Source organism: Mesorhizobium sp. B1-1-5, from assembly GCF_006443065.1.
GTDB lineage: Bacteria > Pseudomonadota > Alphaproteobacteria > Rhizobiales > Rhizobiaceae > Mesorhizobium.
Genome location: NZ_VFWS01000057.1, coordinates 1 through 14,744 on the forward strand (window position 1 = coordinate 1; position 14,744 = coordinate 14,744).

Genomic DNA, 14,744 nt, shown 5'->3' on the forward strand with positions numbered 1-14,744 from the left:
ACACGGTTCAGAGGACGTCGCGCGGCTGTCGGCGGTGCGCAAGGCGGTCGGCGACGGCTACGAGATCATGACCGATAGCAATCAGGGCTTTTCCGTCGACGAGGCGGTCCGCCGCGCCGAGCGCCTGCGCGACCTCGATCTCGCCTGGATCGAGGAGCCGCTGCCGGCCGACGACATCGACGGCCATGTGCGGCTGTCGAACTCGACCGCGACGCCGATCGCGGTCGGCGAGTCGCTCTATTCGATAAGGCATTTTCGCGAGTACATGCAGAAGGGCGGCTGCAACATCATTCAGGTCGATGCCGGTCGCATCGGCGGCATCACCCCCTGGCTGAAAGTCGCCCACGCCGCGGAGGCCTTCGACATGCCGGTCTGCCCGCATTTCCTGATGGAATTGCATGTCAGTCTGGTCTGCGCCATCCGGAACGGCAAATATGTCGAGTATATTCCGCAGCTCGACGAGTTGACGGGCGCCAAGATGCGCATCGAGAATGGCCATGCGCTGGCGCCCAGCGAGCCGGGCATCGGCATCGACTGGGACTGGGACGCCGTGAAGGCAAAAAGCATCGCCGAGTTCACTACGGCGATTGTGAAATAGGGAGGCTGATATGCAGCGGATGGGAATGGTTCTGGGTCTGAAGCCCGAGAAGGTCGAGGAATATGTCCGCCTCCATGCCGAAGTATGGCCGGACGTTCTCGCCATGATCTCGGCCTGCAACATCAAGAACTATTCGATCTACCTGAAGCGGCCGGAGAACCTGCTTTTCTCCTATTTCGAATATCACGGCACCGACTATGCCGCCGACATGGCCAAGATGGCCGCCGACCCGAAGACGCAGGAATGGTGGTCGGTCTGCATGCCCTGCCAGCAGCCGCTGCCGACCCGTAAGGAAGGCGAGTGGTGGGCGTCGATGGACGAGGTCTTCCATCATGACTGATGCCTTTGATCCGGCATCGCTGGCGCAGTCCTGGCCGAAGCCTTTCGAACCGCGCCCGATCGTCACCTTCGGCGCCGGCTCGATCGTCGGCGACGCGCATTTCCCCGCCTATCGCAAGGCCGGCTTCCCGATTTCCGGCCTCTACGATCCGGACCAAGCCAAGGCGCAAAAGCTCGCCGAGACATGGGGCGTCACGGCGTTCCGTTCGGTCGAGGATGCGGCCGCCGTGACGGACGCGATCTTCGATCTCGCCACCCCGCCGGGCCGGCATGCCGAGGTGCTGAAGGCCCTGCCGGATGGCGCGGTGGCGCTGATCCAGAAGCCGATGGGCAATTATCTCGGCGAAGCGACGGAAATTCTCGAGATCTGCCGCGCCAAGCAGCTCAAGGCGGCGGTCAATTTCCAGCTCCGCTTCGCGCCGATGATGCTGGCGCTGAAGGACGCCGTTGCCAAGGGATGGCTGGGCGAGGTGGTGGACTTCGATGCGCTGCTGGCGCTCGACACGCCCTGGCAGCTGTGGGAATTCCTGCTCAAGGCGCCGCGCGTCGAGATCGCCATGCATTCGATCCATTATCTCGACCTGATCCGCCAGCTTCTCGGCAATCCGCTTGGCGTGCATGCCAAGACGCTCGGCCACCCCAACCACAAGGTGGCGCAGACCCGCACCAGCGCTATACTCGACTATGGCGATACGGTGCGCTGCGCGCTCTCGATCAACCACGACCACAAATTCGGGCGCCGCCACCAGGCCTGCGAGTTCCGCATCTGCGGCACCGAGGGCGCGGCCTATGTCAAGCTCGGCCTCAACCTCGACTATCCGCGCGGCGAGCCGGACATTCTGGAAATCCATCCGAAAGGCGGGTCGGACTGGGTCGCAGTGCCGCTCGCCGGCGAATGGTTCCCCGACGCCTTTGTCGGCCGCATGGCCAATGTCCAGCGCTTCGCGTCCGGCGAAGACACCGAGCTTGTGAGCTCCGTCGAGGATGCCTGGCACACCATGGCGCTGGTCGAGGCCGCCTATAAATCGAGTGCCGCGCCGGCGACGCCGCTGGCCGCAAAGCCGTAAGGCCGGACATGGAACAGACCACCTATTTCGAGGACTATGAGATCGGCTCCTCGCGCCTCACCAGCGGCCGCACCATCACCGAGACGGACTTCGTCGTCCATGCCGGCCACACCGGCGATTTCTTCCCGCATCACATGGATGCCGAGTTCATGAAGACCACCCCCTTCGGCCAGCGCATCGCGCATGGCACGCTGGTCTTCTCGGTCGGCGTCGGGCTGACGGCAAGCATCATCAATCCCGTCGCCTTCTCCTACGGCTATGACCGGCTGCGCTTCATCAAGCCGGTCTTCATCGGCGACACGATCCGCACGCGCACCACGATTGCGGCCAAGGAAGACGACCCGAAACGGCCAAACGCGGGACGCGTCATCGAACGCGTCGAGGTTTTGAACCAGCGCGACGAGGTCGTGCTGGCGGCGGATCATATCTACATCGTCGAGCGACGGCCCGGCTGAAAGACGGAGACAAGAACATGGCGGATATCACTGGCAAGGTCGTGGTCGTCACTGCGGCCGCGCAAGGCATAGGACGGGCAAGCGCGCTGGCTTTCGCCAAAGCCGGCGCGATCGTCCACGCCACCGACATCAACGAGGCGGCCTTGGCCGAGCTTGGCAAGACGCCCGGCATCACGACGCGAAAACTCGATGTGCTGAACGACGACGCGGTGAAGGCGGCTTTCGCCGAAATCGGCCGCGTCGACGCGCTGTTCAATTGCGCCGGCTTCGTCCATGCCGGCTCGATCCTGGAGATGAAGGACGAGGATCTCGATTTCGCCTTCAACCTCAATGTGCGCGCCATGATCCGCACCATCCGCGCAGTGCTGCCCGGCATGCTGGAGCGCGGCGATGGCTCGATTATCAACATGGCATCGGTGGCGGGCGCCCCGAAGGGCGTGCCGAACCGCTTTGCCTATGGCGTGACCAAGGCGGCCGTGATCGGCCTGACCAAGTCGATCGCCGCCGACTATGTCGCCAAGGGCATTCGCTGCAACGCCATCTGCCCGGGCACCGTCGAGAGCCCCTCGCTCCAGGGCCGCATGCAGGCGCAGGGCGACTATGATGCGGCCCGCGCCGCCTTCATCGCGCGTCAGCCGATGGGCAGGATCGGCACGCCGGAGGAGATCGCCGACCTTGCCGTCTATTTGGCCGGCGCCACCTACACGACAGGACAGGCCTATAATATCGACGGCGGCTGGTCGATCTGAGGCCGTTCAGGCCGCCAGTTGAGTTGTGAGGCAAGCCAGTTACGAGGCAGCAATGACCAAAATCACGGACCTCAGAACCTTCGACCTGCGCTTCCCGACGTCGCAAAGCCTCGACGGCTCGGACGCGATGAATCCGGACCCGGATTACTCGGCTGCCTATGTCATCCTCGACACCGATGTCCCGTCGCTGAAAGGCCATGGCCTCACCTTCACCATCGGCCGTGGCAACGAGATCTGCTGCGCGGCGATCGAAGCGCTGCGCCACCTCGTCGTCGGGCTCGATCTCGACTGGGTGAAAGAGGATCCCGGCCGCTTCTGGCACCACGTGACGGGCGACAGCCAGCTGCGCTGGATCGGCCCGGACAAGGGCGCCATGCATCTTGCGGTTGGTGCGGTGGTCAACGCGGTCTGGGATCTCTGGGCCAAGGAAGCCGGCAAGCCGGTCTGGCGTCTGGTCGCCGAGATGAGCCCGGAAGAAATCGTGCGCATCGTCGATTTCCGCTATCTCACCGACGCCATCACGCCCGCCGAGGCGCTGGCGATCCTGAAGAAGGCCAAGGCCGGCAAGGCCGAGCGCATCGCCACGCTCGAGCGCGAAGGCTATGCCTGCTACACCACCTCCGCCGGCTGGCTCGGCTATCCCGACGACAAGCTGCGGCGTCTCTGCCAGGAAGCGGTCGACGATGGGTTCAACCACATCAAGCTGAAGGTCGGCCGCGATCGCGCTGACGATATCCGCCGTCTCAGGATCGCCCGCAAGGTCATTGGTCCGGACCGTTACCTGATGATCGACGCCAACCAGGTCTGGGAGGTCGACCAGGCGATCGACTGGCTCAAGGACCTTGCCTTCGCCAAGCCCTTCTTCATCGAGGAGCCGACCAGTCCCGACGACATCGCCGGCCACGCGATGATCCGCAAGGCGGTGGCGCCGATCAAGGTCGCGACCGGCGAGATGTGCCAGAACCGCATCATGTTCAAGCAGTTCATCGCCGGCGGCGCGATCGACGTCGTGCAGATCGATTCCTGCCGCATGGGCGGGCTGAACGAGGTTCTGGCGGTGCTTCTGATCGCCGCCAAATTCGGCATGCCGGTCTGGCCGCATGCCGGCGGCGTCGGCTTATGCGAATATGTCCAGCATCTGTCGATGATCGACTATATCGCGGTGTCAGGCAGCAAGGACGGACGGGTGATCGAATATGTCGATCACCTGCATGAACATTTCATCGAACCCTGCGTGATCCGCGATGCCGCCTATATGCCGCCGACGGCGCCCGGCTTCTCGATCGAGATGAAGGCCAGGTCGATCGAAGACTATCTGCATCGCGGCTGACATGGGTTGGCCCGGCGTGCCGGACCGCTGCGAATCGGCTATGCCTCTGCCATGCAGGAAACCTCCCTCTACGGGCCGGTGAAGCGGTTCCTCGAGAGCATGGATTTCGCCGTCAAGGGCGAGATCGGCGGCTGTGACATGGTCGGCGTGCGCGCGGGCGAGCCGGACGTCGTCGTCATCTGCGAGCTCAAGCTGCAGTTCAACCTCGAGCTCGTCCTGCAGGCCGTCGACCGCGCGGCGGCCTGTGACGAGGTCTGGCTGGCCGCCTTGATGTCGGCGCGCGGCAAGGGCCGTGAGCATGACCGTCGCTTCCGCGCGCTCTGCCGCCGTCTCGGCTTCGGCCTGTTGGGCGTCGGCAAGAAGGGCGAGGTGGAATTGCTGCTCAGTCCCGCCGCCTTGCCGCCGCGCCGCGATCCCAGGCGGCGCTCGCGTCTGGTCGAGGAGCATCACCGCCGCAAGGGCGATCCGTCCGTCGGCGGCAGCACGCGCAAGAAGCCGATCATGACCGCCTACCGGCAGGAAGCGCTCGCCTGCGCCGCCGCGATGGTCGACGGCCCGAAACGGCCGCGTGATCTCAAAACCCTTTCGCCGCGCGCCGCCAACATCCTTTTGCACAATTACTATGGCTGGTTCGCCAGGGCCGAGCGCGGCGTCTACGCGCTGACCGAAGCCGGCTTGGCCGCCATCGGACCTTTGCCGGCGACGTTGTAAGGACGATTTGCCGACTTACCATTCTGCGTTGTGACCGGAGAACCCGCCATTCGCGTCGGGCCTGGTTTCGGTTGTTGACTCATCTTTCCGCATGTGCAGAAATTGGTTGGACCATTGAACCACTTTAGGCTTGGCCGGTGTGACCGATTTCCTGCCCCCCATCCAGACGACGGCGCGCGACGACGCGGTGCTGAAGGCCTTGGCGGGGTTCGTGCGGCAGGAGGCTTTGGGTCCCGGCGGGAAGTTGCCGACCGAGCGCATCCTCGCCGAACGCCTCAAGGTCAGCCGCAACACGGTGCGTGAGGCGCTGACGCGCTGGGAAGGCCTCGGCCTTGTCGAGCGGCGGCAGGGTTCGGGCACCTACCTCAAGGCCGCCGTCTCGCCCGATATGTTGCACATGCCGCTGACATTAGCCGGTGGCAATGATTTCGCCGGCCTGATGTCCACGCTTGAGATCCGGCGCGCGCTGGAAGCGGAGGCCGCCGCGCTCTGCGCCATTCGTGCCGGCAAAGCTGAGCTCGCCGAGATCGAGCGCAAGCTCGACCTCATGGAAGAGGCCTTCCAGACCCGCGCCGGCATGTCCTCGGACGAGGATTGGGAGTTCCACCAGGCGATCTTCCGCGCTTCCGGCAATCCGCTGTTCGAGCAGATCATCGCCGCCATGTATGAGCTGTTCCACCGCTTCTGGGAGCATCCTCTCGGCGTGCGCGACTTCGGCCATGCCAGCTTTCCTTATCACCGGACCATCTTCAATTGCATTGCCGCGCGTGACTCCGATGGCGCTCGCGCCGAGGCGCTAAAACTCATCGCCACCGTCGAGGACGATTTGAAGCGCGGCGCTGCCAACCTCAAACTTTCGGACCGCAGATGAACGAGCAGCCCAGCACTTTCGACCCGGCCTCGATGGCCAGCGACTACCTCGGCGAGGCGGCGACGCTTCTGGCGCATGACGATCCGTTTCCAGACGGTGCGGTGGTGCCGCCGATCTACCAGACCTCGCTGTTCACCTTCGCCAATTATGCCGACATGGCCGACACCTTCGCCGGACGGCGAAAGCAGCCGATCTATTCGCGCGGCGACAATCCGACGGTGATGGAATTCGAAGCGCGTGTCGCCGCGCTCGAAGGCGCGGAGGCCGCGCGCGGCTTTTCGAGCGGCATGGCGGCCATCAGCGCCACGGTCCTTGCCTTTGTCGGCGCCGGCGAGCGCATGGTTGCCGTGCGCAACTGCTATGGCGACGCCTACCGCCTGTTCGAGCGGCTGTTCCCGCGCTTGCACATCAAGGTCGATTATGTCGACGGCTCCGATCCCGACGCGGTTGCGGCAGCACTTCCCGGCGCCAAGCTGCTCTATCTCGAAAGCCCGACCTCGATGATGTTCGAGCTGCAGGACCTGGAGCATCTGACGCGGCTGGCGAAGGAGCAGGGCATCGTCACCACCATCGACAATTCCTGGGCCACCCCCGTCTTCCAGAAGCCGATCTCGCATGGCGTCGACCTGGTGCTGCATTCGGCGTCCAAATATCTGGGCGGCCACAGCGACACCGTCGCCGGTGTGGTGGCCGGCTCAGCCGCCCACATCAAGCACATCAACGAACAGACCTATTCGCAGCTTGGCGGCAAGCTGTCGCCCTTCGAAGGCTGGCTGTTGCTGCGCGGCCTGCGCACGCTGCCGCTCAGGCTGCCGCATCACATGAAGAGCGGGCTCATCATTGCCGAGCGGCTGAAGGCGCATGGCAAGGTCGAGCGGGTCAACCATCCCGCCTATTCCAACCACCCCGGCAAGAAAACTTTAGCCGGCTATGCCGGCCTGTTCTCCTTTGAGGTCGCCGAGGATGTCGACATCCCGGCTTTTGTCGATGCGCTGAAGTTCTTCCGTATCGGCGTCAGCTGGGGCGGCCACGAAAGCCTAGTCGTGCCGGCCAAGGCCTCGCTCGAGCAGACGCCGGGCATCAATTCGATGGCGCGCTTCGGCGTCAGCCCCCGAACCATCCGCTTCAATGTCGGATTGGAAAATGTCGAGGACCTCTGGGCCGACATCGCCCAAGCCTTCGACAAAAGTAAAGCCTTCGACAAATAAAAAAATAGTCGTCCAAAAATGGGAGTCCCGAAGATGAAAAGACTGACCTTCATGTTTGCCGCCGTGGCCGGCCTTGCGATTTCCGCCAGCGGCGCGCTGGCCGACACTACCATCAAGCTGGTCGAGGTCATCACCAGCCCGCCGCGCACCGAATTCCTGAAGAAGCAGATCGCCGAATTCGAGACCGCCAATCCGGGCATCAAGGTGGAAGTGGTCTCGCTGCCCTGGGGCCAGGCCTTCGAGAAGTTCCTCACCATGGTGCAGGCCGGTGACACGCCCGACGTCGTCGAGATGCCGGAACGCTGGATGGGCCTCTATGCCAACAACGGCCAGCTCGAGGATCTCGGTCCCTTCATGGCCAAATGGCCCGATGCCAAGACGCTCGGCGAGCGCGCCAAGCAGTTCGGCTCGACCGTCAACAACACACAGTTCATGATCCCCTATGGCTATTATGTGAACGCGCTGTTCTGGAACAAGAAGCTGTTCAAGGAAGCCGGCCTCGACCGTCCGCCGGAAACCCTCGACGAGTTCGTCTCCTTCTCCAAGAAGATCTCCGCCATCCCCGGCAAATACGGCTACTGCCTGCGCGGCGGCCCCGGCGCCTTCAACGGCATGCACATGTTCATGAACATCGCCGACGGCAAGGGCGGCTATTTCACCGATGACGGCGTCTCGACCATCAATGACGAAGGCTCGGTCAAGGGTCTGCAGATGCTGGCCGACATGTACAAGAACGGTCTGGCGCCGAAAGATTCCGTGAGCTGGGGCTTCAACGAGACGGTGACCGGCTTCTATTCCGGCACCTGCGCCATGCTCAACCAGGATCCGGACGCGCTGCTCGGCATCGCCGACAAGATGAACGCCGACGACTTTGCGGTCGCGCCGTTGCCCGTGGGCCCGAGCGGCAAATCATACCCGACGCTCGGCTATGCAGGTTGGGCGATGTTCGCCAATTCCCAGCACAAGGACGAGGCCTGGAAGCTGATGGCCACGCTGCTGTCGCCCAAGGACAATCTGGAATGGGCCAAGGAAGTCGGCGTCGTGCCGATCCACAATGGCGCCGACCAGGACGCGCATTTCAAGACCGAGCAGTTCAAGGGCTGGTTCACCGAGCTCAGCGACAGCTCCAAATACGAAATGGTGACGCCGCCGACGCATCTGGAGAACCTCGGCAACTTCGTCGACCAGGTGGCGATCGAGAATTTTCAGGAAGTGCTGCTCGGCCAGAAGCCGGCCAAGGATGTCGCCGACGAATGGGCCAAGTTCCTGACCAAGGAACAGCAGGACTGGATGGCCAAGAACAAGAAGTAAGCGCAGGCCATTTCCTTCTCCCCGTTCATGGGGAGAAGGTGTCACGAAGTGACGGATGAGGGGCGGCGCTGACTTCTGAAAGGCTGGCTCCGCCCCTCATCTGCCTGCCGGCATCTTCTCCCCGTTGAACGGGGAGAAGGACGCTGTCGCCGTCCCCGGCACCCACTCACCACCGTAGAGCCAAAACGTATGACCTACGCCGTGTCCGAAATCCGATCCGCCGCCCGGCCGCGAAAGCAACGGCTGAGCAAGGCCGCGATCGAGCCGTGGCTCTATCTATCGCCTGCGATCGTCCTGCTGGTCCTGGTGCTTTTGGTGCCGCTGATCATCGGCATCAGCTATTCCTTCCGCAAATTCTCGGCCTTCAAGTCGCAATATGTCGGCCTCGCCCAATACCAGGCGATGCTCTCCGACCAGGTGCTCGGCCAGGCGCTGATCAACACGTTGTGGTGGACGGTTGCCAGCCTGTTCTTTCAGTTCTTCCTTGGCCTGGGTCTCGCGCTGCTGCTCGACAAGCCCTTCTACGGCCGCAGGATAGTGCAGGCTGTCGTGTTCCTGCCCTGGGCAGTGCCGTCCTTTCTCTCAGGCCTCACCTGGGCCTGGCTGTTCAACCCGATCATCGGGCCGCTGCCGCATTGGCTGTTCGCGCTTGGCCTGAAGGCGGAGCCGACCAACGTGTTGTCCGATCCCGCCACCGCCATGTGGGGGCCGATCGTCGCCAACATCTGGTTCGGCATCCCGTTCTTCGCCATCACGCTCCTGGCGGCGCTGAAGTCGATCCCTTCCGAGCTGCATGAGGCGGCGGCCATCGACGGCGCTTCGCCCTGGCAGCGCTTCACCAAGGTGACGCTGCCCTTCCTGGCGCCGACCATTGTCATCACAGTCATGCTGCGCACCATCTGGATCGCCACCTTCGCCGACCTGATCTTCGTCATGACCGAGGGCGGGCCGGCCGGCTCCACAAGCACGGTGCCGGTCTACATCTATGTCAGCGCCTTCAAGTCGCTCGACAAAGGCTACGCTTCGGCGGTTGCGGTGCTGCTTCTGGTGCTGCTCATCGCCTACGCCATCGGCCTGATCGCCATCCGCCGCACGCTGGTGAGGCACGTCTGATGATCGCCGGTCGCTCCACCTCCTCGCGCATCTTCGGCGGCATCGGTCTCTACGGCGCTATCGCGGCCTACGTGATCTTCGCGCTGTTTCCGATCTTCTGGACGCTCAAGATCTCGGTGACGCCCGAACGCCTGCTCTATTCCGAAGGCATCACCTTCTGGCCGTCGCAGACGACCTTTCAGAATTTCGTCACCGTGCTCGAGGCATCGGACTTTCCGCGCTATTTCCTCAACAGCGTCATCGTCTCGGTGTCGACGGCCGCCTTTGTCACGGTCATCGCTACGCTTGCCGGCTACGCCATGTCGCGCTTCACTTTCCGCGGCAAGGCGACTTTGGCGATCCTGTTGCTGCTCACCCAGACCTTCCCGCTGGTCATGGTCATTCCGCCGATCTACCGCATCATGGGTGACCTCGGCCTCACCAACAGCCTGACCGGCCTGATCATCATCTACACCGCCTTCAACACCGCCTTCGCAACCTTCCTGATGCAGTCCTTCTTCGACGGCATCCCGAAAGACCTGGAGGAAGCAGCGATGATCGACGGCTGCACCCGCGCTCAGGCGATGCGCCGGGTGATCGTGCCGCTGACCTTGCCCGGCATGGGCGCGACGCTGGGCTTCGTCTTCACCGCCGCCTGGAGCGAATTGCTGTTCGCGCTAATGCTGATCTCCAGCGACGAGCAGAAGACCTTCGCCGTCGGTCTGCTCACCTTCATCGGCAAGTTCGCCGTCGACTGGGGGCAGATGATGGCGGCCTCCATCCTGGCGCTGATCCCGGTCTGCGTCTTCTTCGCTTTCCTGCAACGCTATCTCGTCACCGGCCTCACCGCCGGCGCGGTCAAAGGATGAAAAATGGCTTCCGTCACGCTGCAAAACGTCGAGAAGGATTATGGCGCGCTGCGCATCCTGCACGGCGTCGATCTCGAGATCGCCGATGGCGAGTTCGTCGTGCTGGTCGGCCCGTCCGGCTGCGGCAAGTCCACGCTGCTGCGCATGATCGCCGGCCTGGAAGAGGTCACCGGCGGCGAGATCCATATCGGCGAGCGGCTGGTCAACGATGTCGCGCCCAAGGACCGAGACATTGCCATGGTGTTCCAGTCCTACGCGCTCTACCCGCATATGGATGTCTCCTCCAACATGGGCTTCAGCCTGCTGCTGAAGAAGGCCGAGAAGACGACGATCGACGGCAGGGTAGGTGCTGCCGCCAAGCGGCTCGGCCTCGACGCCTATCTCGGCCGACTGCCGCGCCAGCTTTCCGGCGGTCAGCGCCAGCGCGTCGCCATGGGCCGCGCCATCGTGCGCGACCCCAAAGTGTTCCTGTTCGACGAGCCGCTCTCCAACCTCGACGCCAAATTGCGCGTCCACATGCGCGCTGAGATCAAGGCGCTGCACCAGCAGCTCAAGACCACCTCGGTCTATGTCACCCACGACCAGGTCGAGGCGATGACCATGGCCGACCGCATCGTCGTCATGCATGACGGCTATGTGCAGCAGGTCGGCCGCCCGCTGGAGCTTTACGACCGTCCGGTCAACACCTTCGTCGCCGGCTTCATCGGCTCGCCGGGCATGAACTTCCTGCCGGCTAAGGTCGCCAAGGGTGGCAAGGCGGATGCCGTGCTCGCCGATGGCCAGAAGCTGCGGCTGCCGGATGGCCTGCCGCTGAGCGATGGCGACGATCTCACCATCGGACTGCGGCCGGAGCACATCAAGCTCGTGGACGACGGCGCGCTGAAGGCCGAGGTCGAGGTGGTCGAGCCGCTCGGCCTGTCGACGCAGTTCTACGTCAGGCTGGCCAACCAGCAGATCTGCGTCTTCGTCATGGGCCGCAGCGATGTGAGGCCGGGCGACAGGATCCGCCTCGCCGCCGATCCGACGGCGCTGCATCTGTTCGATCCGGCGAGCGGAAACCGGATCGGCTAGCTGGCCAGCAGCGGCGCGTCATCGGAACGCTCCGCCAGCAACTCACCGGCCGCAGATGTGGGTGTTCAACTCAGGCGCGATCGTCTCGCGGGTCATGGCAACCAACTTGATCGCTTAAGGGTCGACGTCTTCGAGAATGTCGAGCAGTGAATTGCGGCTTTCGAGGCCCACGCTCTGCTAAACTCCTGTTGATTCGTCTCGACAGGAAAAGGCATGAGCAAGGCCCTCGGCACATTCGCACTGGTCACGGTTTTGAGCGCTTTGCTGATGGCGCTGTCATTGGCCGTGGCGAGGCACGGCTATCCCTATGGCGCGTTCGGCGTGAAGCGTCTCGACGGCATCGCCGAGGCCGGCTCGTTCCTGGCGATCGCCGCCGTCTATTTTTTCGGTGCCATGCTGATGATGATCCTGCCCATCCGCGCCGCCGGCGTCGTGCTGACCCATGCGGCCGATGCGATCTTCTGGGCGACGATCGTATTGTTCGCGACCATCGTCGGCTCGCTGCTTGCCAGATGGGTCTTCGGCCAGCACGAGGTGCTCTGGGCGATTTTCAACTGGCGATTCCTGTTCGTGGCAGTGATCGTTGCGGCGCATCTCACCATGAACGAGCTTCGCCGCAACATCCTGCTCAGAAGCCTGTTCTTCGTCGCCTTCGGCGCGGTCACGCTCGCCTGCCTGTTCTGGTCGTTCTCGACCTGACGCGGCAAGGCCCTAGGTTTGTCGCAGAAGGCCGGTAGACCTGCCACGGGACAGTCATTATATCATTTGTCCGACAATTGACCGGCCGACGGACTGCCGCTACCCCCAGCTTCAAGGAACAAGACAATGACCGTGCTGCGTAAGAACCTGATCGACGGCGAGTGGCTTGGCGAGGCCGGCTCGCGCAACATCAACCCGTCGAACACCAACGACATCGTCGGCGAATATGCTTCGGCCGGGCCTGAACAAGCCAAGCAGGCCATCGCGGCCGCCAAGGCGGCCTTTCCGGCCTGGTCGCGCTCAGGCCCGCTGGCCCGCCATGCAGTGCTGAAGAAAACCTCCGACGAGATCATGGCACGCAAGGACGAGATCGGCCGGTCGCTCGCGCGCGAGGAAGGCAAGACGCTGGCAGAGGGCGTCGGCGAGACGATCCGCGCCGCACAGATATTCGACTTCTTCGCCGGTGAGACGCTGCGTCTGTCGGGAGAGATGGTGCCGAGCGTTCGGCCTGGCGTCGGCGTCGAGATGACGCGCGAAGGCGTCGGCGTCGTCGGCATCATCACGCCGTGGAATTTCCCCATCGCCATCCCCGCCTGGAAGATCGCGCCGGCGCTGGCCTACGGCAACACGATCGTCTTCAAGCCGGCCGAACTGGTTCCTGAAAGCGCCTGGACCATCGTCGATATCCTGCACCGTGCCGGCCTGCCCAAGGGCGTGCTCAACCTCGTCATGGGCAAGGGCTCGGTGGTCGGCCAGGCGATGCTCGACAATCCCGATGTCAACGCCATCTCCTTCACAGGCTCGGTCGGCACCGGCAAGCGCGTCGCCGCGGCAAGTGTGGAGCACATGCGCAAATTTCAGCTCGAGATGGGCGGCAAGAATCCGCTCGTCGTGCTCGACGACGCCGATCTCGCGGTGGCCGTCGACTGCGCGGTCAACGGCGCTTATTTCTCGACCGGACAGCGCTGCACGGCATCCTCGCGCCTGATCGTCACCGACGGCATCCACGACCGTTTTGTCGACGCGATCAAGGAGCGCCTGGACAAGCTCGTCATCGGCGATGCGCTCGATGCCAAGACCCAGATCGGTCCGGTCGTCGACCAGAACCAGCTCAAGCAGGACGAGGATTACATCGCCATCGGCCGTCAGGAAGGCGCCGAGCTCGCTTTCGGCGGTGACCGGCTGGAACGCGGCGCGCCTGGCTTTTATCTGCAGCCTGCGCTGTTTGTCGGCTCGACCAATGCGATGCGCATCTCGCGCGAGGAGATTTTCGGCCCGGTCGCCAATGTCATCCGCGTCAAGGACTATGACGAAGCGCTGGCTGTCGCCAACGACACGCCGTTCGGCCTCACTTCCGGCATCTGCACCACCAGCCTGAAGCACGCGACGCATTTCAAGCGCAATTCCGAAGCCGGCATGGTGATGGTCAACCTGCCGACGGCGGGCGTCGATTTCCACGTGCCGTTCGGCGGCCGCAAGGGCTCGAGCTACGGCCCGCGCGAACAAGGCCGTTACGCGATGGAGTTCTACACCACGGTGAAGACCGCCTATACATTCGCCGGCTAGACCAATTCCAGGAAAAGTGCTGGCGGTTTTCCGTCCGGAATTGCGTAAAAACAAGGAGATAGGGCGTTTCGCCGTTTCCGTGAAACGGTGAAACGCACTAGTCCAATCCGGGAGGAGATCGATGAGCCTGGCCGACATGACATGGCTCAACCCGCCGCCGCACCACACGGTCGGCGACGGCACGCTCACCGTCCGAACAGGCAAGGACACCGACTTCTGGCGCGAGACCTTCTACGGCTTCTGGCGTGATAACGGCCATTTCCTCTACCGTTCCGTCGAGGGTGATTTCAGCGCCGAAGTCACCGTCAAGGGCGACTACAAGGTGCTCTACGATCAGGCGGGGCTGATGCTGCGCCTGAGCGAAACGCACTGGATCAAGGCCGGCATCGAATACACCGACGGGCTGGCATACTTCTCCGTCGTCGTCACCAACGACACCTCCGACTGGTCGCTGGTCGCCATCGCCGCCGGCAAGGACGGCGTCAGGATCCGCCTGACCCGCCACGCCGAGGCGGTCCGCATCCAGTATCTGGACGCCTCGGACGGCCACTGGAAACCGGTGCGGCTGGCCTATTTTCCGATCTCGAAGTCGGTCGATGTCGGCATGATGTGCTGCTCGCCGCAGCGCGAAGGTTTCGAGGCGACATTTTCCGGCTTCACGATCGGGCCGGCGATTGCAAGGGACCTGCATGGGTGAGTGCGGAACCGCGTGGTTCTTTCGCGTTGCCGCGACAAGGGTAACACGACGCCTTGCCAGACGCAGCATGGCACGGGCCGGCGGCCAGGCAAACCTTCGCTGCCGTTTGGG

General features: G+C 63.5%; 16 protein-coding genes. All 16 read left to right on the forward strand.

The features are described from left to right. A partial coding sequence (locus FJ980_RS17735) for an enolase C-terminal domain-like protein (protein WP_181181237.1) occupies positions 1 to 598 on the forward strand: 598 nt, incomplete at its 5' end. A gap of 10 nt (positions 599 to 608) precedes the next feature. Further along, positions 609 to 938: an L-rhamnose mutarotase gene (locus FJ980_RS17740; protein WP_140544926.1), complete on the forward strand. Its 330-nt coding sequence runs from the start codon at positions 609 to 611 to the stop codon at positions 936 to 938. Continuing rightward, entirely contained in the window at positions 931 to 2,004 is a 1,074-nt protein-coding gene (locus tag FJ980_RS17745) for a Gfo/Idh/MocA family oxidoreductase (RefSeq protein WP_140544928.1), read from the forward strand. Before FJ980_RS17740 ends, FJ980_RS17745 begins: the two co-directional genes overlap by 8 nt. 8 nt (positions 2,005 to 2,012) lie before the next feature. Beyond that, entirely contained in the window at positions 2,013 to 2,459 is a 447-nt protein-coding gene (locus FJ980_RS17750; protein WP_140544930.1) for a MaoC/PaaZ C-terminal domain-containing protein, read from the forward strand. Positions 2,460 to 2,476: 17 nt separating this feature from the next. Beyond that, positions 2,477 to 3,208, forward strand: coding sequence for an SDR family oxidoreductase (locus FJ980_RS17755; protein WP_140544932.1), 732 nt, complete (start codon positions 2,477 to 2,479; stop codon positions 3,206 to 3,208). A 52-nt stretch (positions 3,209 to 3,260) separates the two neighbouring features. Then, on the forward strand, positions 3,261 to 4,538 hold the full coding sequence (locus tag FJ980_RS17760; protein ID WP_140544934.1) for an L-fuconate dehydratase: 1,278 nt from the start codon (positions 3,261 to 3,263) through the stop codon (positions 4,536 to 4,538). Positions 4,539 to 4,589: 51 nt separating this feature from the next. Then, positions 4,590 to 5,249 (forward strand): DUF2161 family putative PD-(D/E)XK-type phosphodiesterase, encoded by a 660-nt coding sequence (locus FJ980_RS17765; RefSeq protein ID WP_140544936.1) that lies wholly within the window; start codon positions 4,590 to 4,592, stop codon positions 5,247 to 5,249. Between the two features lie 139 nt (positions 5,250 to 5,388). Then, positions 5,389 to 6,120: a FadR/GntR family transcriptional regulator gene (locus FJ980_RS17770; RefSeq protein ID WP_140544938.1), complete on the forward strand. Its 732-nt coding sequence runs from the start codon at positions 5,389 to 5,391 to the stop codon at positions 6,118 to 6,120. After that, complete coding sequence (locus FJ980_RS17775; RefSeq protein ID WP_140544940.1) at positions 6,117 to 7,328, forward strand: PLP-dependent transferase; 1,212 nt, start codon at positions 6,117 to 6,119, stop codon at positions 7,326 to 7,328. Before FJ980_RS17770 ends, FJ980_RS17775 begins: the two co-directional genes overlap by 4 nt. Before the next feature lie 33 nt (positions 7,329 to 7,361). After that, positions 7,362 to 8,639: a sugar ABC transporter substrate-binding protein gene (locus tag FJ980_RS17780; protein ID WP_140544942.1), complete on the forward strand. Its 1,278-nt coding sequence runs from the start codon at positions 7,362 to 7,364 to the stop codon at positions 8,637 to 8,639. A gap of 189 nt (positions 8,640 to 8,828) precedes the next feature. Further along, positions 8,829 to 9,752, forward strand: a complete 924-nt coding sequence (locus FJ980_RS17785; protein WP_140544944.1) for a sugar ABC transporter permease — start codon at positions 8,829 to 8,831, stop codon at positions 9,750 to 9,752. After that, positions 9,752 to 10,600 carry a carbohydrate ABC transporter permease gene (locus FJ980_RS17790; RefSeq protein ID WP_140544946.1) on the forward strand — a complete coding sequence of 283 codons (849 nt, stop codon included), beginning with the start codon at positions 9,752 to 9,754 and terminating at the stop codon, positions 10,598 to 10,600. Before FJ980_RS17785 ends, FJ980_RS17790 begins: the two co-directional genes overlap by 1 nt. A 3-nt stretch (positions 10,601 to 10,603) precedes the next feature. Next, the gene (gene ugpC / locus FJ980_RS17795) at positions 10,604 to 11,671 is read left to right on the forward strand and encodes a sn-glycerol-3-phosphate ABC transporter ATP-binding protein UgpC (protein WP_140544948.1); all 1,068 of its coding nucleotides are present in this window, start codon (positions 10,604 to 10,606) and stop codon (positions 11,669 to 11,671) included. A gap of 213 nt (positions 11,672 to 11,884) precedes the next feature. Continuing rightward, positions 11,885 to 12,370 carry a hypothetical protein gene (locus FJ980_RS17800; RefSeq protein ID WP_140544950.1) on the forward strand — a complete coding sequence of 162 codons (486 nt, stop codon included), beginning with the start codon at positions 11,885 to 11,887 and terminating at the stop codon, positions 12,368 to 12,370. A 126-nt stretch (positions 12,371 to 12,496) separates the two neighbouring features. Next, entirely contained in the window at positions 12,497 to 13,936 is a 1,440-nt protein-coding gene (locus FJ980_RS17805; protein WP_095769324.1) for an aldehyde dehydrogenase family protein, read from the forward strand. A 121-nt stretch (positions 13,937 to 14,057) separates the two neighbouring features. Then, complete coding sequence (locus FJ980_RS17810) at positions 14,058 to 14,633, forward strand: DUF1349 domain-containing protein (RefSeq protein ID WP_140544952.1); 576 nt, start codon at positions 14,058 to 14,060, stop codon at positions 14,631 to 14,633. The last annotated feature ends 111 nt before the right edge of the window (positions 14,634 to 14,744 follow it).